Raw genomic sequence first — 22,216 nt, 5'->3', positions numbered from 1 at the left:
ATGAACCCTGCCCAGTCAAGGATGACCGCCCTCTTCGGCGCCAGGTTCTGGCGCCGCTGCCTGCTGCTCGCCAGCCTGGCATTGGCCAAGCCCGTGTGGAGCGCCGAAATCCTGCTGACCGCCGCCGAGGATGGCCCCGGCGTGCAGGCATTCACCCAGGCCCTGCGCGAGCAACGCCCTGCCGATAGCGTCACCTTCAAGGCCCTGCAAGACATGCCCGCCCCCGGCCAACTGCCGAGCAGCACCCGCCTGGTCCTGCTGGACCCGCCCAGCCTCGACTGGCGCCTGCAGGATCCCCAGGGCCCGGCCACCCTGGTGCTGCGTATCAGTCGCCTGCAAGCCCGCGAGCGCCTGGGCAACCATGTGCCTGGCAAGATCAGCCTGCTGTGGAGCGACCCGCCCCTGGACCGGCAGTTGCGTCTGATCGCCAACATCCTGCCCCAGGCCCGGCGTATCGGCGTGCTGTACGGCAGCGAAAGCGAATTCCTGCTGCCAGAGTTGCGCCAGCATGCGTCGGCCCAGGGCCTGGAAATCGTCGCCCAGCACTGGGACAACATTAATGACAGTCGGCCGCTGCTGAACCTGTTCAAAAACAGCGATGTGTTGCTGGGGCTGGATGATCCGCAGCTGTACAACCCAAAGACCGTGAAAAACCTGCTGCTGAGCAGCTACGCCAGGCAGTTGCCACTGATCGGGCCCAACGCCGGCTTCGTACGGGCCGGCAGCCTGGCCAGTACCTACAGCGACCAGGCCGACTGGCTGGATGTACTTGACCGCCTGCTCGATCGCCCGCCGGCCAGTTGGCCGCGCTCGCTGTACCCGGAACACTTCAAAGTCGTGGGCAACCCGCAAGTGGCGCGCTCGCTGGGGATCGAACAGGTGGACGAGACCGCCGTCGCGACCCGATTGGCCGAAGGGGAGAAACACCCATGACCTTGCGTCGCCGCTGGGATATCAACACCCGCACCCAGATCATCACCCTGGGCCCGGCCCTGTTGCTGACGTTGCTGTTGATCAGCTTCTTTACCTTCGTGCGGATCCAGGATCTGCGCCAGGAACTGGACCACACCGGCCAACTGATCGCCAACCAACTGGCCCCGGCCACCGAGTACGGGGTGATCTCGGGCAACAACGACGTGCTCGACAGCCTGCTACGGGCGACCCTGGCCACGCCGCACGTGCGCTTCCTGGAAATCCAGGACAGCGCGGAAAACATCCTGGTGTATGTGGAGCAGCCATCGGAAAAGCACGACCGCTCGCTGTCGGTGAAAATCTTCCAGGCGCCGATCCGTCTGCAGCATATCCAGCTGGGCAACGATTTTTTCCAGGACAGCACCGCGCAATCCAAGGCGCCACGGGCCGACTACCTGGGGCGGGTGATCGTCGGCATGTCCAATGACGCCTTCAGCCAGCGCCAGCAGGAAATCCTCTTCAAGGCCGCGATCCTCGCCCTGTTTGCCCTGCTCTTTACCTTCCTGCTGGCGCGGCGCCTGGCCGCCAGCCTGTCGCAGCCGATCAGCGCCATGGGCCATGCGGTCAAGGCGATCCAGCAGGGTGACTACAGGGCCCCGCTGCCGATTGTCGACGACTCGGAGTTGGGCGATCTGTCCCGGCATATCAACAACCTTGCCGAAGGCCTGCACCACGCCAGCCGCGAACAGCAGCAGGCCATGGCCCAGTTGATCCAGACGCGCGAGGAAGCCGAGCGTGCCAACAGCGCAAAATCCGACTTCCTGGCGATGATGAGCCACGAACTGCGCACGCCGATGAATGGTGTGCTGGGCATGCTGCAACTGCTCGAAACCACGTCCATGACCGACGAGCAGACCGAGTACGCCGCGCTGGCCTCGGAGTCCACCGAGCACCTGCTCAAAGTCATCAACGATATCCTCGACTTCTCGCGTATCGAACGTTCGGCCCTGGAGCTTGAACATATCCCGTTCAACCTGGTGGACCTGATCAACAGTTGCGCCCAGGCCTTCCAGCACAGCGCCATACAGCGCGGGCTGATCCTGGAACTGCCGATCCCGCCGGGCATGGAGGCGTTGCGCGTGCAGGGCGACCCGACGCGGATCCGGCAGATCCTGGTGAACCTGATCGGCAATGCGCTGAAATTCACCGAGCAGGGCACGGTCAGCGTCGAGCCCAACTGGCAGACCCTGGACCATGAACTGCTGTGGTTCACCTGCACCGTGCGCGACACCGGGATTGGCATCTCGGCCGAGCGCCTGGAACTGATGTTCGATGCTTTTCAACAGGCGGACAGCTCTATCTCCAGGCGTTACGGCGGCACCGGCCTGGGCCTGCCGATTGCCCGCACCCTGGCCGAGCGCATGGGCGGCACCTTGCGCGCCAAGAGCGAAGAAGGCCTGGGGTCGGTGTTCACCCTGGAAATCCCCCTGGCGATCTACCAACAGAGCCTGCCGCAGATCGCCGCAGCCACCCAGCACAAAGCCAGTGCCGGTGAAGGTCGCAATGTGTTGCTGGTGGAGGACAACCCGGTCAACCGCACGGTGGTCCAAGCCATGCTGCGCAGCCTGGGGTTCGAGGTGAGCATCGCCACCGATGGCGCCGAAGCGATTCGCAGTGCCGAAAGCCTGATTTTCACGGCGATCCTGATGGATTGCCGGCTGCCGGTGATCGACGGCTATGAAGCCACCCGCCAGATTCGCCAATTGCCCGGCTGCGCCGACCTGCCAATCATTGCCCTGACAGCCAATGCGTTACAGGGCGATCGCGAGGCGTGCCTGGCCGCTGGAATGAACGATTACCTGGCCAAGCCGTTCAAACGCACGGATTTGCAGCAAATCCTACAGCGCTGGGTGCATTAGATCAGCACCATCAGCCAACTGCGACTGGCGTGAAACACGAAAGTGCGGCAGTCTTAGGCACCCGAGCGGGCCTATAAATGAGTCCGGTTTAAAATTTCAGTGCACAAGTGTACATTCATGTCCTTGATGCTGTGACTTTCACTACAACGCAATAGTCTACCTGTAGGCTGCCGACGTGAGGCAAGCACGCTTCAGTCGGTCGGGAAGATTTACCCGGCCCTGCCGCATGGGATTATTGAGGAGCTCGCATGACCAAACAAAACGCCTTTACCCGGGAAGACCTGCTGCGCTGCAGTCGCGGTGAGCTGTTCGGCCCAGGTAACGCGCAACTGCCCGCCCCTAACATGCTGATGGTGGATCGCATCACCCATATCAGCGAAGAGGGTGGCAAGTACGGCAAAGGTGAATTGGTCGCCGAGCTGGATATCACCCCGGACCTGTGGTTCTTCGCCTGCCATTTCGAAGGTGACCCGGTGATGCCAGGCTGCCTGGGCCTGGATGCCATGTGGCAACTGGTCGGTTTCTACCTCGGCTGGCAAGGCCTGCCGGGCCGCGGTCGCGCCTTGGGTTCGGGCGAAGTGAAGTTCTTTGGCCAGGTCCTGCCAACCGCCAAGAAAGTCACCTACAACATTCAAATCAAGCGCGTCCTCAAGGGCAAGCTGAACCTGGCCATTGCCGACGGTTCGGTGACTGTCGACGGTCGCGAGATCTACACCGCCGAAGGCCTTCGCGTCGGCGTGTTCACTTCCACTGACAACTTTTAAGGGTTATCCGCATGCGCCGCGTCGTTATCACTGGTCTGGGCATCGTTTCGTGCCTGGGCAATGACAAAGAGACCGTCTCCGCTAACCTGCGTGCAAGTCGCCCTGGCATCCGCTTCAACCCGGAATATGCCGAAATGGGTCTGCGTAGCCAGGTTTCCGGCTCCATCGACCTCCCCCTCGAAGAACTGATCGATCGCAAGATCTATCGCTTCGTTGGCCACGCCGCAGCTTATGCCTACCTGGCCATGAAAGACGCAATCGCCGACTCCGGCCTGAGCGACGACCAGGTGTCCAACGTACGCACCGGCCTGATCGCAGGCTCCGGTGGCGCGTCGACCTTGAACCAGATGGAAGCGCTGGACATCCTGCGCGAGAAAGGCGTCAAGCGCGTTGGCCCGTACCGCGTCACGCGGACCATGGGCAGCACCGTTTCCGCATGCCTGGCCACGCCATTCCAGATCAAGGGCGTGAACTACTCGATCTCCTCCGCCTGCGCCACCAGTGCTCACTGCATTGGTACTGCGGTCGAGCAGATCCAGCTGGGCAAGCAAGACATCGTATTCGCCGGTGGCGGTGAAGAAGAACACTGGAGCCAATCGTTCCTGTTCGACGCCATGGGCGCGCTGTCCACCCAGTACAACGAAACCCCGGAAAAAGCCTCCCGTGCCTACGACGCCAAGCGTGACGGTTTCGTCATCGCCGGTGGTGGTGGCATGGTGGTGGTCGAGGAGCTGGAACACGCCCTGGCCCGTGGCGCGAAGATCTACGCGGAAATCGTCGGCTACGGCGCGACTTCCGACGGCTACGACATGGTTGCGCCAAGCGGCGAAGGTGCCATCCGTTGCATGCAGATGGCCATGTCCACCGTGGATACGCCAATCGACTACCTGAACACCCATGGCACCTCCACTCCGGTGGGCGATGCCAAGGAAATGGAAGGCGTGCGTGCGGTATTCGGCGACAAGGCTCCGGCCATCAGCTCCACCAAGAGCCTGTCGGGTCACTCCCTGGGCGCCGCCGGCGTTCACGAAGCGATCTACTGCCTGCTGATGATGGAAGGCAACTTCATGGCCGGTTCGGCCAACATCGAGGAGCTGGACCCAGCCGTGGCTGATATGCCGATCCTGACCAAGACCCGTGAAGATGCCACCATCAACACGGTCATGAGCAACAGCTTCGGCTTTGGCGGCACCAATGCCACCCTGGTGCTCAAGCGCTGGCAGGGCAAGTAATACTCCGCAGGTTGTGCTTATGAAAACGCCCCGACTGGTTCGGGGCGTTTTTTATTGGGCGGGGGTTTATTCAAGGCCGAGTCGTCTTCATCGCAGGCAAGCCAGCTCCCACATTGATCGCATTCCAACTCAGTCAACTGTGGGAGCTGGCTTGCCTGCGATGGGGCCAACCCGGTTTAAAGCCCTACACCGAAAACCGCGCCACCATGGTGTTCAAATCCACCGCCAAGCGTGACAGCTCATGACTCGCCGCACTGGTCTGGTTCGCCCCCGCCGAGGTCTGCATCGCCAGGTCGCGAATATTCATCAGGTTGCGATCCACCTCCCGCGCCACCGCTGCCTGCTGCTCCGAGGCGCTGGCAATCACCAGGTTGCGCTCATTGATCAGGGTAAACGCCGAGGCAATCTCCTCCAGCGCAGTGCCCGCTGACTTGGCAATGTCCAGGGTCGCTCGCGCCCGACCGTTGCTCTGTTGCATGGCGCTGACCGCCTGATCGGTGCCCTGCTGAATCCCACCGATCATCTGCTCGATTTCCCGGGTCGATTGCTGGGTGCGATGGGCCAGGGCCCGCACTTCATCGGCCACCACCGCAAAACCACGCCCGGCCTCGCCGGCTCGCGCCGCCTCGATCGCCGCATTCAGCGCCAGTAGATTGGTCTGTTCGGCAATCGCGCGGATTACATCCAGCACCTTGCTGATGCCGTACACCTTCTGCGCCAGGTCCTCGACCTGGGTGGCGTTGGCGGTCACGTCGTCGGCCAGGGACTCAATCGACAGCACCGTCTGATGCACCTGCTCGCGCCCCTGCTGGGCAATGCGATCGGATTCGCGCGAGGCCTGGGAGGTAGCCACCGCGTTACTGGCCACCTCCTCCACCGCGGCGGTCATCTGATTGACCGCCGTGGCGGCCTGTTCGATTTCCTGGCTTTGCTGGTGCAGGCCACGGGTGGCGTCTTCGGTGACCGAACTGAGCTCCTCGGAAGCAGAGGCCAATTGGCTGGAGGATTGGGAAATACGCAGGATCGTCTCGCGCAGGTTTTCCTGCATGCTCTTGAGCGCCTGTTGCAGGCGCGCTGGCTCGTCCTTGCCGCTGACGGTGATCTCACCGGTCAAGTCGCCGCTGGCCACCCCCTGGGCGACCCTCACCGACTGCGCCAGTGGCAATACGATGCTGCGGGTCAACAACACCGCCAGTCCCACGGTAATCAGCGCGGTCAGGGCAATCATGCCGATCACCCAGACTCGCGATTGACTGAACACTTGCTGGGCCAGGGTGGCCGCCTGGTTGGCGCTGACCTTGTTGAGGGTAACCAGTTCGCCGAGGGTGCCGGCCAACGCGTCGGCCAGGTGGTTCATCTCGCCGTTGACCACCTTGATCGCGTCTTCCACCTGGTTCTGCCGGGAAAACGCCATGACCTGCTCCTGGCGTTGCAGGTATTGCTGCTCCTCGAGCTTGAAGCGGTCAAACAGCACCCGCTCCTGGGGCAGGACTATCAGGGCATCGTACAGCGACTGCGCGTTGTGCAACTGCTTTTTGATATCGAGGATTTTCTGTTCATTCTGCGCCACTGCCTGTGGGTCGCGGTTGACCAACAGGCGCAAGGTCAAGGCCCGTACCCGCAGCAGGTCCTGATTCATTTCGCCGACGGCCATTACGCTGGGCAGCCAGTTGGTTTCCACCTGGTCCGACTGCGCACGCATATTGGCCATTTGCACCAAGGCGAACCCGCCGAGCACAAACACCATCAACGCCAACAATCCAAAACCCAGGCCTGCACGTGGAGCGATATTGAGACTTCGGATACTCATTGCTCGGACTCCTTCCAAGAGCGCTGCATCCACCTGCAGCGGGTTGCTCTTGAAAGGTATCGGCGTCTTCGACTTTTTGCGTAAGACGAAAACGCGATATCAAAACGCCTTTATCTGCCTAGCCCATGACTGTAGCGATTCAGCGCACGGTAAAGCTCTTCTGGGTCAGCAGGCGATCGCCCTGGAACACCATGAATCGCCACTCGCCCGGCACCACCTCGTGGCTTTCGGTGAACTCGTAGGCCATCACGTCCTGAGGCGCACCGGGCACCAGTTTCTGGGTCACTTCGAATTTGTCATGCCGCTGGCCATCAGCCGTGCGGATGCCTGGGGTGAAATAGAGCAAGGTCAGCGGCGTGTCTTCGGCGACCTTGCCCAACAACTGATAACGCAGGCCGAACTTGGTGCCCAGCTTGGCCGGCACCACGGTAGTGGCCTGGATCTGTTCGTTGCTGCGGCGCAACACACGCTCGCCCGACTGCAACTCGGCTTTCGGGCCTTCGAACACGCCGAACTCTACCGGGCCTTCGATACGGACTTCGGCGCCAGCCAGGCCGCTGATCATCATCAATGCCGCCAGGGCGCTTAAACGGGTGAGGTGCATAGTGGGCTCCTTGAGTGAGATGGCGGGAGCTTATGACACCGGTATGACGGGACGATGACAAACCCGATCAGCGCGCCTTGGGCAAAATCGCCAGGAAATTGTCCCGTGCGACTTTTCGCGCGACGTCTTCAGGCAAGGCATCGAGGAAGGGATTGAAGCTGCGCATTTCCTTACCCAACTTATTGAACCGCCCTACAACATCAGACCCCAGCATAAAGCGCTCCGGGAAGCGCTCCACCAGTTTCAACCACTCCGGCCGGGGCTTTCCCGCATCGTCGAGCAAGTACGGCGTGAGCACGCTCCAGGACAGGTCGACGTACAGGTTGGGATACGCCTCAAGCATGCGGCTCAAGGTCGGCAACAGGAAATCCAACTGCGTCTGGTGCCGGTGGATTTCCATGCTGGTGCCGGCATGGGCCCAGATAAACCGGGTGTGCGGATGATTGCGCAGTGGTTCTTCGATTTCTGCCAGATACAGGGGGTTGCGTTCGCGCTTGGAGGTGATGTTGGAATGCACCAGTACTGGCAGGTCATTCTCGGCGGCCAGGTGATAGATGCGCGTCATGGCTTCGTTATTGGCCCGCGGCGTGTCACCGGAGGTCAGCGCGGTCAGGTCATCGTGGCGGGTGAACACTTCGCCGATGCCCTGCCACAGGCCCGGATAGAGGTCGAGCATGCGCTGGATATGGGCCTCGGAGTTCTTGTCGTTGGGGTTGAAGCCGCTGAGGAACGGGTGCAAGTGCTGGCGCTGCTCGGGGGCCAGCTTGCTGACCGCTGCGGCGACGATCACATCGGTGGCGCTGTACCAGTAGGCATCCGCGTCATCCCCGGCGTAATAGCGCGGGCGCTTGGGTTCGTCTTCATGCCATTTTTTCGCCACCGGGACGCCGGAAATCATCACATGCTCAATGCGATTGTCGGCCATGGCCTTGAGCAGCTTGTCCATGCCAGCTGTCTCCTGGAAGAAGTCGACGTAATGCAGGTGCGCGTCGCTGTAGGCATAGTCGCGGGCCTGTACGGCAAGGCTGCTGGCGGCAAGCAACAGGACGAGGGGCAGGCGGGTCAAGGGCACGGTAAAACCTCAACAGGGGATAAGTGCGGTAGACCTGCGACGGCGTGCCGGGGTTCATCCGATAAAAAACGCGGAACACTCAGGTGCCAGCATGCTCTATAACTGCATGACCTTCATCCTGCCACCTAGTGAGGCTTGCCATGCCTGTTATCGTCAATACGCTGAACACCGAGAATTTTCGCCATAGCGTCAACATCAATAACCATGAGCTGTTTACCGACCTGCCCAAGACCCTGGGTGGCGACGACTCGGCGCCCTCGCCCCACGATTACTTCGACGCGGCGCTGGCCTCGTGCAAGGCGCTGACCGTCAAGCTGTATGCGCAGAAAAAGGACATCCCCCTGACCGGTGTGACCGTGGAAGTCACCCACGACAGCACCGAGGAGCAAAAGGGCAAGTACAAACTCAACGTCAAGCTGACCCTCAAGGGCGTGCTCACCGATGAGCAGCGCGCCGAGCTGCATCGCGTGGCCGACAAGTGCCCGGTGCATAAACTGATGACCACCGCCGAGATCGGCATCGAGACCCGGCTTGCCGAAGGCGCGTTCAGCCAATAACACCGATTCCCTGTCTGGCGGGTTATGCTCAAGCCCTACAAACCCGCTCAGACAGGGACGCTCCATGACCACCGTGACCGTGATTCGCCCGCGCGCCGAAGATGTCGAAGGCCAACCGATCCTGCGCCCGCTGCCCTCGCGGGAATGCCGCAGCGTCGGGCCTTTCGTGTTTTTCGACCATATGCTCCGAACCCGCTACGCCCCCGGCAGTGGCATGAATATCCGCCAGCATCCGCATATCGGCTTGTCCACTCTCACCTACCTGTTTGAAGGCGAACTGCTGCACAAAGACAGCCTCGGCTCCGATCAAGTGGTGCAGGCCGGTGATGTCAGCTGGATGACCGCCGGCAGCGCCATTGCCCACGTCGAACGCACACCCGACGCGCTCAAGGCCAAGGGGTTCGAGCTGCATGGCCTGCAGGTGTGGCTGGCCTCGCCCAAGGCACACGAGCAAGGGCCGGGGCATTACAGCCATCACCCTGCCAACAGCTTGCCGGTCAGTGACAACCTCGGCGTGGCGATCCGCATGATCGCCGGCAATGGCTTTTGCCTGGAATCACCGGTGCCGGTGCTGTCGCCGACGCTGTATGCCGAGGCTCATATGCAGACCGCCACCACCCTGCTGATTCCTGATGAGCATGAGGAACGGGCGGTGTATGTGCTCGACGGTGATGCGCAGTTGGATGGCGAACCTTTGGCAGTCCATAGCTTGGTGGTGTTGCCGGCGGGCCAGAGCATGACGCTGTTTGCCGAAACCGACTGCCATCTGGTGATCTTCGGCGGCGCGCCGCTGGATGGGCCTCGGCGGATCAACTGGAACTTTGTCGCCAGTGATCCGGCGTTGATCGAACAGGCTCGCCAGCGCTGGGCGGCTGGGGATTGGCCGACGGTGCCAGGGGAGACAGGGAGAATTGAGTTGCCTCTGAGATAGCTATCGCGGGCAGCCCGCTCCCACACTTGGAATGCATTCCAAAATGTGGGAGCGGGCTGCCCGCGATGGGGCCAACTCAGGCGCTAAATATTCAGCCCTTGAACACTTCATCCAACAAATTATGCATCGCCTGGAACGCCCGCCCGGCAGTCTTGGCGTCGTACATCATCTTGCCCGGCACATTCGCCTGCGGGTCAGTGAACGAATGCACCGCGCCACCGTAGCTCAGCAATTGCCAATCCACCCCGGCCGCGTTCATCTCATCTTCAAAGGCAGGCAACTGCTCCCTGGGCACCAACGGGTCAGACGCTCCATGCAGCACCAGCACCGAACCCTTGATGCGCTTGGCATCCGCCGGGTTTGGCGTATCGAGGGTGCCATGGAACGACACCGCTGCCTTCAGCGGCGCCCCGGTACGTGCCAGCTCCAGTGAACAGCAACCGCCAAAACAGAAGCCAAAGGTCGCCAGCTTCGAGGTATCGACCGCGGCTTCGGCCTGACCTTGCAGTTGCGCAAAAGCCGCCTGCATGCGCTTGTTCAGCAAGCCACGGTCATTTTTCAACGGCATCATCGCGGCGCCAGCTTCATCGCCATTGGACGGGCGCACCTGTTGCCCGTACAGATCGGCGATCAACACCACATAGCCCTTGCCGGCCACGGCCTTGGCGATCTCTTCGGCGCCTGCGCTGACGCCCATCCAGTTCGGCGCCATCAACAGGCCCGGCAGCGGGTCCGTGTGGCTGGCATCGAAGGCCAGGCGGCTTTCATAAGACTGGCCATCAATCTGATAGACCACGGAACGCACGGTGACTTGGCTCATCATTTTCTCCAGTTGATATGCACGAGAACGAAAAACCCCGCCGAAGCGGGGTTTTCTTGCAGCGTTGTTAAACCGACAGTTCAACCAACAGCTTGTTCAGTCGGCGCACGTAGGCGGCCGGGTCTTTCAAGCTGTCCCCTGCGGCCAGGGCCGCCTGGTCGAAGAGGATGTGCGACAGGTCGCCAAAACGCTCTTCACTCTGCTCGCCGTCAAGTTTCTCGATCAGCGGGTGAGCCGGGTTGAATTCGAAGATCGGCTTGGAATCCGGCACCTTCTGCCCGCTGGCTTCAAGGATCTGGCGCATCTGCATGCCCAGGTCCTGCTCGCCGATGGCCAGGATCGCCGGGGAGTCGGTCAGACGGTGAGAAACCCGCACTTCGCTGACGGCATCGCCCAGGGCGGTCTTGATGCGCTCAACCAGGCCTTCTTTGGCCTTGGCCACTTCTTCGGCTTCTTTCTTCTCTTCTTCGGAGTCCAGGTTACCCAGGTCCAGGTCACCACGGGCCACGTCGACGAAGGACTTACCGTCGAACTCGCTGAGGTAGCTCATCAGCCACTCGTCGATACGGTCGGTGAGCAGCAGCACTTCGATGCCTTTCTTGCGGAAGACTTCCAGGTGCGGGCTGTTCTTGACCTGGGCGTAGGTTTCGCCGGTCAGGTAGTAGATCTTGTCCTGGCCTTCCTTGGCGCGCGCCAGGTACTCGGCCAGGGACACCACCTGCTCGCCGTCTTCGCCTTGAGTCGAGGCAAAACGCAGCAGGCCGGCGATTTTTTCCTTGTTGGCGAAATCTTCTGCCGGGCCTTCTTTCATGACCTGGCCGAAGTTTTTCCAGAAGCCCTTGTATTGCTCAGGCTCGTTCTTCGCCAGTTTTTCCAGCATGTCCAGCACACGCTTGGTCAGCGCCGACTTCATGGAATCGATGATCGGGTCTTTCTGCAGGATTTCCCGCGACACGTTCAGCGACAGGTCGTTGGAGTCGACCACGCCCTTGATAAAGCGCAGGTACAGCGGCAGGAAGGATTCCGCCTGATCCATCACGAATACGCGCTGCACATACAGCTTCAGGCCTTTCGGCGCTTCGCGCTGGTACAGGTCGAACGGAGCGCGGGCCGGGACGTACAGCAGCGAGCTGTATTCCAGCTTGCCTTCGACCTTGTTGTGGCTCCAGCTCAGCGGATTTTCGTAGTCATGGGCGATGTGCTTGTAGAACTCCTGGTACTCCTCGTCCTTGACCTCGGTACGCGGACGGGTCCACAGGGCGCTGGCGCGGTTGACCACTTCCCATTCCTGGGCAGGAGCCTCTTCGCCTTCGGCCGCCGCTTGTTCTTTCGGCAGTTCGATGGGCAGCGCGATGTGGTCGGAGTACTTCTTGATGATGTTGCGCAGGCGCCAGCCATCGGCGAATTCGTCTTCACCGGACTTCAGGTGCAGCACGATGCGGGTACCGCGATCAGCCTTATCGACGGTGGCGATTTCAAATTCGCCCTCGCCTTTGGAAGACCAGTGCACGCCTTCGCTGGCGTCGAGACCGGCGCGGCGGCTGAACACTTCAACTTTGTCGGCGACGATAAAGGCCGAGTAGAAGCCCACGCCGAACTGGCCGATCAGGTGCGAATCTTTCTTCTGATCGCCCGAGAGGTTCTTCATGAAGTCGGCGGTGCCGGATTTGGCGATGGTGCCCAAATGGGTAATCGCGTCTTCACGGCTCATGCCGATGCCGTTGTCTTCGAGCGTGACGGTCTTGGCGTCCTTGTCGAAGCTCACACGGATTTTCAGTTCTGCGCCACCTTCCAGCAACTCAGGCTTGGACAGGGCTTCGAAACGTAATTTGTCGACAGCGTCAGAGGCGTTCGAGATCAATTCGCGAAGGAAGATTTCCTTGTTGGAATACAGCGAATGGATCATGAGGTGCAGCAGTTGCTTCACCTCGGTCTGGAAGCCCAGGGTTTCCTTTTGAGTTTCCACACTCATGGTCATCAAACTCCAATTGGATGGCAGTGGCCGCGCCCTAGAGGGTTGGCGGCGGGTTGTCATCAAAGTTGGGGGCTAAGACCAGGATTTCAAGGGTGGCCCTGCTCCTGAATCTTGAAATGCGCGCGAGCGGTAGCGATGGGCTCGGCAGGGGTGCTCTGCCAGGCAGTGATCGCCACATTGGCCACCCGCCGTCCCTGGCGCCACACCTGGCAGGTTGCGTAGGTGTCGCGAAACTGCCCGGCCCGCAAGTAATCCAGGGAAAAATCGACGATCTTCGGCAGGCCTGTTTCAACCCGTGGGGTGCCTGTAGCCACCCATAGATGAAAGGCCGCCGACAACTCCATAAACCCTGCGATCACCCCGCCATGGATGGCCGGCAATATCGGGTTACCAATATTGTCCTTGTTCGCCGGCATGCGGAACAACAACTCATCCCCCAGTCGCGTGCACTCGACGCCGATCAGGCGGGCATAGGGAATCAACTCGAGCAACGCCTTATAGTCGCCGCGTTGGTGGGCCTGCTGCATCCGGGTCTTGAATTGATGGGTCATGCCTGTTCTCCCTTGATGCTACTGCCCAGCCCCTTGGTGCCCTTCAATCGCTTGCCCATGCGCATGAACGTGCCCACTACATGGGCAATCGGCTGCTGGGGATCGTCCTGGTAAGCAAAGCCCCGGGTGAAAATCACATCGGTGGTCACCCGATAACATTGGGCAAAGCCAAACACCGTCTTGTGCGGCTCGGCCGGGTGCATGTAGTCAATGCGCAGATCCAGGGTCGGGCAGACCTCGAACTCCGGCAGCACGCACAGGGTGGCCATGCCACAGGCGGTGTCCATCAGCGAGGTCAAGGCGCCGCCATGGATGATCCCGGTTTGCGGATCGCCGACGATCTGCGGGCTGTAGGGCAGGTACAAGGTCATGCCCTCGGTGTTTGCATCATGTACCTGGATCCCCAGCACCTGACAGTGGCGCAGGGCTGAGACAAAACGTGCGGCACGCTCTAAAAGGGGGCTATCGGTCATTGGATAAAGACTCTTATTAGTAGTGATCCGGCGAAACAAATACCCCGGAAGAAAGTTCCTTGGCAAAACGGCTTATATATCTGTGGGATTAAAGGAACTAATGCGTGCACCCCATGCTCGAAAGGCCAGTAGATATCTTCAATAAGGAGAAACACCCCATGCGCAAGACTTTCGCTGTTTCCTTGATGTTGGCTGCCGCCCTTGGCCTCGCTGCCTGCGATAAAAAATCCGAGGACAAAGCTCAGGATGCCAACCAGCATGCTGAACAAGCTCAGGAAAAAATGAGCGAAGCTCAGGATAAAGTGAACGACGCTGCAAAAGAAAACGCCGAAGCCGCCAAAGCCCAAGCTGAATCTGACGCTGCCGCCGCTAAAGAAGCTGCACCCGCTACACCTGCAACCGGTTCCTGATACCGCGGTTTAAATACCATGTTGCAAAAGAAAGCCCGCTTAATAGCGGGCTTTACTTTGCGCGAGACTTTTATCAGATCAGCAAAGTGCGAAATGTCGGACTAAGCATCAACAACAGCGAACACAGCAACCCCACCAGCCACACCAGGCTGCGTTGCCACGCCAAGTCCGCCCAATAACACGCAAGATAGACTACCCGCGCAATCACAAAGATGATCGCCAGCCAGTCAATCAGGTAGCCCTGAGTCTGGGTGGTATGGGCCATCAATACCCCCACCGCAAACAAAATAAACGCTTCAAAACTGTTTTGATGAGCAGCCACCGCCCGCGCGCCAAAGCCGGTCAGTTGTGCCTGTTGATGGCGAGGCAGATGGTTGTCATACCCGCCCTGCTCTTTCATGGCCTTGCCCACCGGCATGCGCGCCACGAAAATCAGCAACGCGCTGATAAACACACACCAGAACGGAATACTCACGATGTTGCCTCCTTGTTCGCTTCAGGCATCGGTGCCTCTGTAGGGGTATAGACCATGACTTCCAGAACGTCGGAATGAAATTCACGCCGATACAACACCAGCACCACCCCGCTGCTCATCAGCATGAACAGCCAGGGGCTGACAAACCAGGCGAGCATGGTCATCCCGAAGTAATAGGAACGCAGGCCGAAGTTGAACTGGTTGGCGGCCATGGAGATCACCCGCGCCGCCCGCGAGGCAAACGCCTTGCGCTCCTGCTCGGAGACGTGGCGTTCACCGACCATCGGCGCTGAGCCAATCAGGATGGCGGCGAAGTTGTACTGGCGCATGCACCAACTGAAGGTAAAGAAGGCATAGACAAACACCAGGGCCAGGCACAGCAGCTTGATCTCCGACATGCCCTGGGATGCCTGCTGCACCATGGGAATGTCCGCCAGCAGCGACACCGCGCGCTCCGAGGCTCCCAGCACGGTGAGGATACCGGCGAGGATGATCAGGGTGCTGGAGGCAAAGAACGAGGCGTTGCGCTCCAGGTTGCCGATCACGCTGGCATCGGCGATGCGGTTGTCGCGCAGGAGCATGCGGCGCATCCAGTCTTCGCGATACAGGTGCAACACACTGGCGAGGCAGGCAGTGTCACGGGCTTTCCAACTGGCGTAGCGGGTGTATCCGCCCCAGCAGATGACAAACCACAGCGCAGCAAGCAGGTGGATCAGGTTGGCTTCGACAAATGACATGCGGGTCCTCTAAACAATAGGGCTGGCTCACTCGGACAATGTAGGGCTTGCCTGCTCCCACACTGACCGTGTTCCTGATCTGGAAAACTCATAACCCCTTCGACGTTAGCCCGCAAAAAAAGACACCGCCGAGCGCCCATAAAAAATGCCCCGGATCGATAGATACGGGGCATTTCGATGTCAGCGTGTAACGAACGCTTTAAGCGATGGCTTCGCTGCGCTTGCCGAGCATGCGGTCGACCCCGAATGCAGCCACCAGGGTGATCACACAAGGCACCAGCCAGGCCAGGCCTTGTTCGCTCAATGGCAGGTTCGCCATTTGAGTGGGCATCCAGCCAGCCAGGCCTGCGCCCTTGAGTGCGTCAATGGTGCCGAAGATGAACGAAACCAGCATCACAGGGCCAAGGATACGGCCATGCTCATGCCAGAAATCCTTGCAGAAACTCAGGGCGACCAGAACGATGCACGGCGGGTAGATCGCGGTCAGGACCGGGATCGAGAACGCGATCAGCTTGGTCAGGCCCAGGTTGGACACCAGCAGCGAGAATGCAGCGAGGATCACCACCAGGGTCTTGTAGGACAGTGGCAACACACGGCTGAAGTACTCGGCGCAGGCACAAGTCAGGCCCACGGCTGTTACCAGGCACGCCAGGGAGATCAGCACCGCGAGGAAGCCGCTGCCCAGGGAGCCGAAGGTATGTTGTACGTAGGCGTGCAGTACCGCTGCGCCGTTGGCTGCACCGGCGGCCACTTCATGGCTGCCCGAACCGAGGCGGAACAGGCTGATGTACACCAGCGCCAGGCCGAGGCCGGCAATCAGTCCGGCAATGATCGCGTAACGGGTGATCAGCTGTGGCGATTCGACGCCACGGGAGCGGATAGCGTTGACAATCACGATGCCAAACACCAGTGCGCCCAGGGTATCCATGGTCAGGTAACCATTGATAAAGCCCTGGGAGAACGGTGCGGCGACGTACTCTGGCGTAGCAACGCCAATATCACCCGCAGGCAGGGCAAAGGCCGCGATGCCCAAGACCGCCAGCGCGATGATCTTCAGCGGCGCGAGGAAGCGGCCGACGGTATCCAAAAGGCGCCCTGGGTACAGGGAGATGAAGAACACCAGCAGGAAGTACACCGAGCTGTAGAGGAACAGTGCCAGCGGGCTTTCGCCGGTCAGTGGCGCCAGGCCGACTTCAAAGGAGACTGTTGCGGTACGTGGCGTGGCGAACAGCGGGCCGACTGCCAGGTAGCACGCTGCAGCCAGGATGCCACCGGCGACCTTGCCGATAGGGCTGCTCAATGCGTCCATGCCACCGCCGACCTTGGCCAGGGCGATGACCGTGACCACCGGCAGGCCGACTGCAGTGATCAGGAAGCCCAGCGCTGCCATCCAGACATGAGGCCCGGACTGCAAACCAACGATAGGCGGGAAGATGATGTTACCGGCGCCCACGAACAGCGCAAAAGTCATAAAGCCCAACGCCAGGATATCCTGGCCTTTCAACACTTTCATTTGAGGAAATACCACACTACTGAATCGGAATTTAGAGGGGGATTCCCTATGGATGAGGGAAATACTGCCGGCCCTTATGGGGACCGACCGGTCTAGCACGCGGCTTCCTTTTGGGATGCGGGCGCATAAAGAGGCGGCAAGAGTACCGAATTTGTCTGACAAACGCACTGTTGCAGGGCGGACTGTCCGATAAGCGACACTTTGATGTCGCGTTTTCATACTTAACTTGGTAATAGAAACAAATGTGGGAGCGGGCTTGCTCGCGAATGCGGTGGGTCAGCACCGAATGTATCAACTGATACACCGCATTCGCGAGCAAGCCCGCTCCCACATTTTGATCTTCAGCAACCTGCAGAATGCACAAAGGCCGCCCGAAGGTGGCCTTTGTGTGGTGAAGCGTCAGTTAAGCGCGAGGCTTACTTGATCGCCCAGCCAGTCAGCTCGGACAAAGCCTTGCCGATGTCTGCCAGCGAACGCACGGTTTTTACGCCTGCGTCTTCCAGGGCAGCAAACTTCTCGTCTGCAGTGCCTTTGCCGCCAGAGATGATTGCGCCAGCATGGCCCATGCGCTTGCCCGCAGGGGCAGTCACACCAGCGATGTAGGAAACAACCGGCTTGGTCACGTGTGCCTTGATGTAGGCAGCCGCTTCTTCTTCAGCCGAACCGCCGATCTCACCGATCATTACGATCGCTTCGGTCTTCGGGTCTTCCTGGAACAGTTTCAGGATGTCGATGAAGTTCGAGCCTGGGATCGGGTCACCGCCGATGCCAACGCAAGTCGACTGACCGAAACCGGCGTCAGTGGTCTGCTTCACAGCTTCGTAGGTCAGGGTGCCGGAACGGGAAACGATACCGACTTTACCTGGCAAGTGAATGTGACCTGGCATGATGCCGATCTTGCATTCGCCTGGAGTGATCACGCCTGGGCAGTTAGGGCCGATCAGGGTAACACCCAGCTCGTCGCACTTAACTTTAGCGTCCAGCATGTCCAGGGTAGGAATGCCTTCGGTGATGCAAACGATCAGCTTGATGCCGCCGAATGCTGCTTCCAGGATGGAATCCTTGCAGAAAGGAGCTGGAACGTAGATCACGCTGGCGGTGGCGCCAGTTTGAGCAACAGCTTCTTTCACGGTGTTGAACACTGGCAGGCCCAGGTGCTCGGTGCCGCCTTTGCCCGGAGTTACGCCACCGACCATCTTGGTGCCGTATTCGAGGGCTTGCTGGGTGTGGAAGCTACCTTGCGAACCGGTAATACCCTGGCAGATAACTTTGGTGTCTTTATTGATCAGGACGCTCATTATTTGCCCTCCGCAGCTTTGACAACTTGTTGAGCAGCGTCGGTCAGGCTGGTTGCAGCGATGATGTTCAAACCGCTTTCTGCCAGTACTTTAGCGCCCAGTTCAGCGTTGTTACCTTCAAGGCGTACAACAACCGGGATTTTCACGCCGACTTCTTTCACTGCACCGATGATGCCTTCGGCAATCATGTCGCAACGAACGATGCCGCCGAAGATGTTGACCAGTACTGCAGCGACGTTGGAGTCGGACAGGATGATCTTGAACGCTTCGGTAACGCGTTCTTTGGTAGCACCGCCGCCTACGTCGAGGAAGTTGGCTGGCTTGCCGCCATGCAGGTTGACGATGTCCATGGTACCCATGGCCAGGCCAGCACCGTTGACCATGCAACCGATGTTACCTTCCAGGGCTACGTAGTTCAGTTCGAACTTGGCAGCGTGCGCTTCGCGCGGATCGTCTTGCGACGGATCGTGGAAAGTCTTCAGCTTAGGCTGACGGTACATGGCGTTGGCGTCGATGTTGATCTTGGCATCGAGGCAATGCAGATCGCCGTCAGCCTTGATCACCAGCGGGTTCACTTCCAGCAGGGCCAGATCGTGATCCTGGAACAGTTTGGCCAGACCTACGAAGATCTTGGCGAACTGGGCAACTTGCTTGCCTTCCAGGCCCAGCTGGAAAGCCAGCTCGCGACCCTGGAATGGCTGAGCGCCAACCAGTGGATCGATAGTGGCTTTCAGAATTTTTTCTGGGGTTTCGTGAGCGATCTTCTCGATGTCCACGCCACCTTCGGTGGAAGCCATGAACACGATGCGACGGCTCGAACGGTCAACGACAGCGCCCAGGTACAGCTCTTTAGCGATATCAGTGCACGATTCAACCAGGATCTTGGTGACTGGCTGGCCATTGGCGTCAGTCTGGTAAGTCACCAGACGCTTGCCCAGCCACTGCTGTGCGAAGGCCTTGGCGTCTTCTTTGCTGCGAACCAGCTTAACGCCGCCCGCTTTACCGCGACCACCAGCGTGGACCTGGGCTTTGACAACCCATTCAGTGCCGCCGATTTTGTCGCAAGCTTCTGCTGCTGCTTCCGGGGTGTCTACTGCGTAGCCCTTGGAAACTGGCAGGCCGTACTCAGCGAACAGCTGCTTACCCTGATACTCGTGAAGATTCATGCTTTTTACCGTCTTCGTTAGGTACTGCGCATTCGGCGCTGCGCTCATTATGAGTGCCGCGCCACCTGTGACTGCTGCTTGCCCAACTTCGCCGCCCTAAGGCCGGCAAAGCTGCGCAAGACTGCGTCCAGCGGATATTCCGCGGTGAGTCTTGCGCGCAAGGCTCACGACGGGCAACCGCCGTGGTTTCTTATTATCTCGCTTAGCGCTTCTTCTTGTTGGCAATGTGGATGGCATGGCCATTCACTGCCAACGCGGCTTCGTGCAGCGCTTCAGACAGGGTCGGATGGGAGAAAACCATCATGCCGATGTCTTCGGCGCTGGTGCCGAATTCCATACCGATAGCGCCCTGCTGAACCAGTTCTGCTGCGCCTGGGCCAATTACGTGGACACCCAGTACGCGGTCAGTCTTGGCATCAGCGATGACTTTGACAAAACCGCCAGTGTCGTTCGCTGCCATGGCACGGCCAGAAGCGGCAAACGGGAAGGTGCCGACGTTAACTTCAACGCCTTCAGCTTTCAACTGCTGTTCGTTCTTGCCGACCCATGCAATTTCCGGGTGGGTGTAGATAACCGAAGGGATCAGGTCGTAGTTCATCTGGGTCTTGTGACCCTTGATCCGCTCAACCACCATGATGCCTTCTTCGGATGCCTTGTGTGCCAGCATCATGCCGCGAACCACGTCACCGATGGCATAGACGCCAGGCACGGTGGTAGCGCAGTGATCGTCGACGTGGACAAAACCACGCTCGTCGATGGTCACGCCGCTGTCAGAGGCCAGCAGATCAGCGGTCACTGGACGGCGACCAACGGCAACGATCAGCTTGTCGAAAGTGATGGTCTGTTCGCCATCCTTGTCGGTGTAGGTCACGACAACTTCTTCGCCGTTGACTTTCGAACCGGTCACGCGTGCGCCCAGCTTGATGTCCAGACCTTGTTTGGTCAGGGTTTTCAGCGCTTCTTTGGACACCGCGGTGTCGGCAGCCAGCAGGAACGTGTCCAGGGCTTCCAGCACGGTCACTTGCGAACCCAGGCGGGACCAGACCGAACCCAGCTCCAGGCCGATTACGCCAGCGCCAATCACGCCCAGGCGTTTCGGTACCGATTGGAATTCCAGGGCGCCGGTCGAATCGACGATCACGTTCTGATCAACAGGAGCCGGTGGAATGTCGATTGGACGCGAACCTGGAGCCAGGATCACGTTCTCGGCTTCGATGATTTCGGTCGAACCGTCTGGCTTGGTGATTTCAACTTTCTTGCCGGCCAGCAGTTTGCCATGACCTTGCAGGGAAGTGACGCCATTGGCCTTGAACAGGGTAGCAACGCCAGAGGTCAGGCCTTTGACGATGTTGGCCTTGCGGCCGACCATTGCTGGCACGTCCATGGTCACGCCAGCGTGGTTGATGCCGTGGATGGCAAAACCGTCCTGGGCTTCGTGGAATTTCCAGGAGCTGTCCAGCAGCGCCTTGGAAGGAATGCAACCGACGTTCAGGCAGGTACCGCCCAGGGCCAGTTTGCCTTCCTTGTCAGTGTATTTTTCGATGCACGCAGTCGAGAAGCCCAGTTGTGCGGCCTTGATGGCGGCCACGTAGCCGCCAGGGCCCGCACCGATCACTACAACGTCAAATTTCTGTGTCATGAAAATAGATCCTCTATTTGCGACAAGCTTTTAGCTCCAAGCTGCAAGCCAAGCTGATTTTTCCTACAGCTTGTAGCCCGCAACTTGAAGCTGCTTCTATCAGATATCCAGGAGCAGGCGAGCCGGGTCTTCCAGCAGATTCTTGATGGTCACCAGGAACGTAACGGCTTCCTTACCATCGATCAGGCGGTGATCGTAGGACAGCGCCAGGTACATCATCGGACGGATCACGACCTGGCCGTTGATGGCCATCGGACGCTGGATGATGTTGTGCATGCCCAGGATCGCAGCTTGCGGCGGGTTGACGATCGGGGTCGACATCATCGAGCCGAAAGTACCACCGTTAGTGATCGTGAAGGTACCGCCGGTCATCTCGTCGATGGTCAGCTTGCCGTCACGGGCTTTCTTGCCGAAGCCAGCGATGCCGCCTTCGATTTCAGCCAGGCTCATCAGTTCGGCGTTACGCAGGACCGGTACCACCAGGCCACGGTCGCTGGAGACGGCAACGCCGACGTCTGCATAACCGTGGTAAACGATGTCGCTGCCGTCGATGGAAGCGTTGACTGCCGGGAAACGCTTCAGCGCTTCGGTGGCCGCTTTCACGAAGAACGACATGAAGCCCAGGCGCACGCCGTTGTGGGACTTCTCGAACAGATCCTTGTACTTCGAACGCAGGGCCATGACTTCAGTCATGTCGACTTCGTTGAAAGTGGTCAGCATCGCCATGTTCGACTGTGCTTCAACCAGGCGCTTGGCCACGGTGGCACGCACACGGGTCATTGGCACGCGCTTCTCGGTGCGGTCGCCAGCGGCGAACACAGGCGCTGCGGCAGCCGGGGCAGCAGCCTTGGCAGGTGCGGCAGCCGGAGCGTTTTTCTTGGCTTCAACAGCAGCAACCACGTCTTCCTTGGTCACACGGCCGTCTTTGCCAGTGCCTTTGATGGAAGCCAGGTTGATGCCGTTTTCTTCAGCCAGCTGACGCGCAGCCGGTGCAGCGATTGGATCTTCACCACCAGCAGCCGGAGCGGCAGCAGCAGGTGCAGCAGCAGGTGCAGCAGCCGGAGCAGCAGCAGCGGCGGCTGGAGCGGCGGCGGCAGCGCTGCCCGCTTCGATCGAGCCCAGTACCTGGTTGGACAGGACGGTTGCACCTTCTTCGGCAACGATGGCGCCCAGGACGCCGTCGGCTTCGGCCAACACTTCCAGGACGACTTTGTCAGTCTCGATGTCGACGATCAGGTCGTCACGCTTGACGGCCTCGCCTGGTTTCTTGTGCCAGGTGGCAACGGTGCCATCGGCAACCGATTCCGGGAATGACGGGGCTTTGATTTCGATAGCCATTATCTGTGGGTCCTTAAAAT

21 protein-coding genes are annotated in these 22,216 nt (G+C 59.7%); 7 read left to right on the top strand and 14 right to left on the bottom strand.

Going from position 1 to position 22,216, the window contains the following annotated elements; translation table 11 throughout:
* From HBO11_RS18205 to fabB, 4 genes are all read left to right on the top strand, one after another.
* On the top strand, positions 1–933 hold the full coding sequence (locus HBO11_RS18205) for an ABC transporter substrate binding protein (RefSeq protein ID WP_262381072.1): 933 nt from the start codon (positions 1–3) through the stop codon (positions 931–933).
* Positions 930–2,831 (top strand): ATP-binding protein, encoded by a 1,902-nt coding sequence (locus HBO11_RS18200; RefSeq protein ID WP_169956799.1) that lies wholly within the window; start codon positions 930–932, stop codon positions 2,829–2,831. Before HBO11_RS18205 ends, HBO11_RS18200 begins: the two co-directional genes overlap by 4 nt.
* Before the next feature lie 248 nt (positions 2,832–3,079).
* Entirely contained in the window at positions 3,080–3,595 is a 516-nt protein-coding gene (gene fabA / locus HBO11_RS18195) for a 3-hydroxyacyl-[acyl-carrier-protein] dehydratase FabA (RefSeq protein ID WP_003210552.1), read from the top strand.
* An 11-nt stretch (positions 3,596–3,606) separates the two neighbouring features.
* The gene (gene fabB / locus HBO11_RS18190) at positions 3,607–4,827 is read left to right on the top strand and encodes a beta-ketoacyl-ACP synthase I (protein WP_170042649.1); all 1,221 of its coding nucleotides are present in this window, start codon (positions 3,607–3,609) and stop codon (positions 4,825–4,827) included.
* Positions 4,828–5,011: 184 nt separating this feature from the next.
* On the opposite strand, the gene HBO11_RS18185 is transcribed toward fabB, so the two are convergent.
* The 3 genes from HBO11_RS18185 to HBO11_RS18175 all read right to left on the bottom strand — a co-directional run bounded on the left by HBO11_RS18185 (position 5,012) and on the right by HBO11_RS18175 (position 8,313).
* Positions 5,012–6,637, bottom strand: a complete 1,626-nt coding sequence (locus HBO11_RS18185; protein ID WP_169956502.1) for a methyl-accepting chemotaxis protein — start codon at positions 6,635–6,637, stop codon at positions 5,012–5,014.
* Positions 6,638–6,776: 139 nt separating this feature from the next.
* Positions 6,777–7,241: a DUF3859 domain-containing protein gene (locus HBO11_RS18180; RefSeq protein ID WP_169956500.1), complete on the bottom strand. Its 465-nt coding sequence runs from the start codon at positions 7,239–7,241 to the stop codon at positions 6,777–6,779.
* Between the two features lie 67 nt (positions 7,242–7,308).
* Positions 7,309–8,313 (bottom strand): amidohydrolase family protein, encoded by a 1,005-nt coding sequence (locus HBO11_RS18175; protein WP_169956498.1) that lies wholly within the window; start codon positions 8,311–8,313, stop codon positions 7,309–7,311.
* Between the two features lie 140 nt (positions 8,314–8,453).
* On the opposite strand from HBO11_RS18175, the gene HBO11_RS18170 reads away from it, so the two are divergent.
* Together HBO11_RS18170 and HBO11_RS18165 are read left to right on the top strand one after the other, a co-directional pair.
* On the top strand, positions 8,454–8,870 hold the full coding sequence (locus tag HBO11_RS18170) for an OsmC family protein (RefSeq protein ID WP_169956496.1): 417 nt from the start codon (positions 8,454–8,456) through the stop codon (positions 8,868–8,870).
* 64 nt (positions 8,871–8,934) lie between these two features.
* Entirely contained in the window at positions 8,935–9,801 is an 867-nt protein-coding gene (locus HBO11_RS18165; protein ID WP_169956494.1) for a pirin family protein, read from the top strand.
* 91 nt (positions 9,802–9,892) lie between these two features.
* Here the strand turns inward: HBO11_RS18165 and HBO11_RS18160 are convergent, their stop codons facing one another.
* The 4 genes from HBO11_RS18160 to HBO11_RS18145 all read right to left on the bottom strand — a co-directional run bounded on the left by HBO11_RS18160 (position 9,893) and on the right by HBO11_RS18145 (position 13,620).
* Positions 9,893–10,621, bottom strand: coding sequence for a dienelactone hydrolase family protein (locus HBO11_RS18160; protein WP_169956492.1), 729 nt, complete (start codon positions 10,619–10,621; stop codon positions 9,893–9,895).
* Positions 10,622–10,688: 67 nt separating this feature from the next.
* Positions 10,689–12,593 (bottom strand): molecular chaperone HtpG, encoded by a 1,905-nt coding sequence (gene htpG / locus HBO11_RS18155; RefSeq protein ID WP_169956490.1) that lies wholly within the window; start codon positions 12,591–12,593, stop codon positions 10,689–10,691.
* Positions 12,594–12,682: 89 nt separating this feature from the next.
* Complete coding sequence (locus tag HBO11_RS18150; protein ID WP_169956488.1) at positions 12,683–13,147, bottom strand: PaaI family thioesterase; 465 nt, start codon at positions 13,145–13,147, stop codon at positions 12,683–12,685.
* Positions 13,144–13,620, bottom strand: a complete 477-nt coding sequence (locus tag HBO11_RS18145) for a PaaI family thioesterase (protein ID WP_169956486.1) — start codon at positions 13,618–13,620, stop codon at positions 13,144–13,146. Before HBO11_RS18145 ends, HBO11_RS18150 begins: the two co-directional genes overlap by 4 nt.
* A 158-nt stretch (positions 13,621–13,778) precedes the next feature.
* Here HBO11_RS18145 and HBO11_RS18140 point away from each other — a divergent pair, with 158 nt between their 5' ends.
* A complete protein-coding gene (locus HBO11_RS18140) occupies positions 13,779–14,030 on the top strand; it encodes a hypothetical protein (RefSeq protein WP_029292691.1) in 252 nt (83 codons plus the stop codon).
* Positions 14,031–14,103: 73 nt separating this feature from the next.
* Here HBO11_RS18140 and HBO11_RS18135 read toward each other — a convergent pair whose 3' ends face one another.
* The 7 genes from HBO11_RS18135 to odhB all read right to left on the bottom strand — a co-directional run bounded on the left by HBO11_RS18135 (position 14,104) and on the right by odhB (position 22,196).
* Complete coding sequence (locus HBO11_RS18135; protein WP_169956484.1) at positions 14,104–14,505, bottom strand: MAPEG family protein; 402 nt, start codon at positions 14,503–14,505, stop codon at positions 14,104–14,106.
* Positions 14,502–15,242 (bottom strand): DUF599 family protein, encoded by a 741-nt coding sequence (locus HBO11_RS18130; RefSeq protein WP_169956482.1) that lies wholly within the window; start codon positions 15,240–15,242, stop codon positions 14,502–14,504. The genes HBO11_RS18135 and HBO11_RS18130 overlap by 4 nt, the downstream gene beginning before the upstream one ends.
* A gap of 199 nt (positions 15,243–15,441) precedes the next feature.
* Positions 15,442–16,755: a branched-chain amino acid transport system II carrier protein gene (gene brnQ, locus HBO11_RS18125; RefSeq protein ID WP_169956480.1), complete on the bottom strand. Its 1,314-nt coding sequence runs from the start codon at positions 16,753–16,755 to the stop codon at positions 15,442–15,444.
* 416 nt (positions 16,756–17,171) lie between these two features.
* Positions 17,172–18,053, bottom strand: a complete 882-nt coding sequence (gene sucD, locus HBO11_RS18120; protein ID WP_057438865.1) for a succinate--CoA ligase subunit alpha — start codon at positions 18,051–18,053, stop codon at positions 17,172–17,174.
* On the bottom strand, positions 18,053–19,219 hold the full coding sequence (gene sucC / locus HBO11_RS18115) for an ADP-forming succinate--CoA ligase subunit beta (RefSeq protein WP_003233235.1): 1,167 nt from the start codon (positions 19,217–19,219) through the stop codon (positions 18,053–18,055). Before sucC ends, sucD begins: the two co-directional genes overlap by 1 nt.
* A 202-nt stretch (positions 19,220–19,421) precedes the next feature.
* Positions 19,422–20,858: a dihydrolipoyl dehydrogenase gene (gene lpdA, locus HBO11_RS18110; protein WP_169956478.1), complete on the bottom strand. Its 1,437-nt coding sequence runs from the start codon at positions 20,856–20,858 to the stop codon at positions 19,422–19,424.
* 99 nt (positions 20,859–20,957) lie between these two features.
* Positions 20,958–22,196, bottom strand: a complete 1,239-nt coding sequence (gene odhB / locus HBO11_RS18105; RefSeq protein ID WP_169956476.1) for a 2-oxoglutarate dehydrogenase complex dihydrolipoyllysine-residue succinyltransferase — start codon at positions 22,194–22,196, stop codon at positions 20,958–20,960.
* Positions 22,197–22,216 lie beyond the last annotated feature (20 nt).

Source organism: Pseudomonas sp. WS 5010 (genome assembly GCF_012985565.1).
In the GTDB taxonomy this organism is placed as follows: domain Bacteria; phylum Pseudomonadota; class Gammaproteobacteria; order Pseudomonadales; family Pseudomonadaceae; genus Aquipseudomonas.
The sequence above is the reverse complement of the archived record's forward strand: the minus strand, read 5'-3'. Positions and strand labels throughout refer to the sequence as shown.

Bases quoted from the DNA above. Each gene is read 5' to 3' on its own strand.
- HBO11_RS18205 (WP_262381072.1), top strand. From the start codon at position 1: ATGAACCCTGCCCAGTCAAGGATGACCGCCCTCTTCGGCGCCAGGTTC.
- HBO11_RS18200 (WP_169956799.1), top strand. From the start codon at position 930: ATGACCTTGCGTCGCCGCTGGGATATCAACACCCGCACCCAGATCATC.
- fabA (WP_003210552.1), top strand. From the start codon at position 3,080: ATGACCAAACAAAACGCCTTTACCCGGGAAGACCTGCTGCGCTGCAGT.
- fabB (WP_170042649.1), top strand. From the start codon at position 3,607: ATGCGCCGCGTCGTTATCACTGGTCTGGGCATCGTTTCGTGCCTGGGC.
- HBO11_RS18185 (WP_169956502.1), bottom strand. From the start codon at position 6,637: ATGAGTATCCGAAGTCTCAATATCGCTCCACGTGCAGGCCTGGGTTTT.
- HBO11_RS18180 (WP_169956500.1), bottom strand. From the start codon at position 7,241: ATGCACCTCACCCGTTTAAGCGCCCTGGCGGCATTGATGATGATCAGC.
- HBO11_RS18170 (WP_169956496.1), top strand. From the start codon at position 8,454: ATGCCTGTTATCGTCAATACGCTGAACACCGAGAATTTTCGCCATAGC.
- HBO11_RS18165 (WP_169956494.1), top strand. From the start codon at position 8,935: ATGACCACCGTGACCGTGATTCGCCCGCGCGCCGAAGATGTCGAAGGC.
- HBO11_RS18160 (WP_169956492.1), bottom strand. From the start codon at position 10,621: ATGAGCCAAGTCACCGTGCGTTCCGTGGTCTATCAGATTGATGGCCAG.
- htpG (WP_169956490.1), bottom strand. From the start codon at position 12,593: ATGAGTGTGGAAACTCAAAAGGAAACCCTGGGCTTCCAGACCGAGGTG.
- HBO11_RS18150 (WP_169956488.1), bottom strand. From the start codon at position 13,147: ATGACCCATCAATTCAAGACCCGGATGCAGCAGGCCCACCAACGCGGC.
- HBO11_RS18145 (WP_169956486.1), bottom strand. From the start codon at position 13,620: ATGACCGATAGCCCCCTTTTAGAGCGTGCCGCACGTTTTGTCTCAGCC.
- HBO11_RS18140 (WP_029292691.1), top strand. From the start codon at position 13,779: ATGCGCAAGACTTTCGCTGTTTCCTTGATGTTGGCTGCCGCCCTTGGC.
- HBO11_RS18130 (WP_169956482.1), bottom strand. From the start codon at position 15,242: ATGTCATTTGTCGAAGCCAACCTGATCCACCTGCTTGCTGCGCTGTGG.
- brnQ (WP_169956480.1), bottom strand. From the start codon at position 16,755: ATGAAAGTGTTGAAAGGCCAGGATATCCTGGCGTTGGGCTTTATGACT.
- sucD (WP_057438865.1), bottom strand. From the start codon at position 18,053: ATGAGCGTCCTGATCAATAAAGACACCAAAGTTATCTGCCAGGGTATT.
- sucC (WP_003233235.1), bottom strand. From the start codon at position 19,219: ATGAATCTTCACGAGTATCAGGGTAAGCAGCTGTTCGCTGAGTACGGC.
- lpdA (WP_169956478.1), bottom strand. From the start codon at position 20,858: ATGACACAGAAATTTGACGTTGTAGTGATCGGTGCGGGCCCTGGCGGC.
- odhB (WP_169956476.1), bottom strand. From the start codon at position 22,196: ATGGCTATCGAAATCAAAGCCCCGTCATTCCCGGAATCGGTTGCCGAT.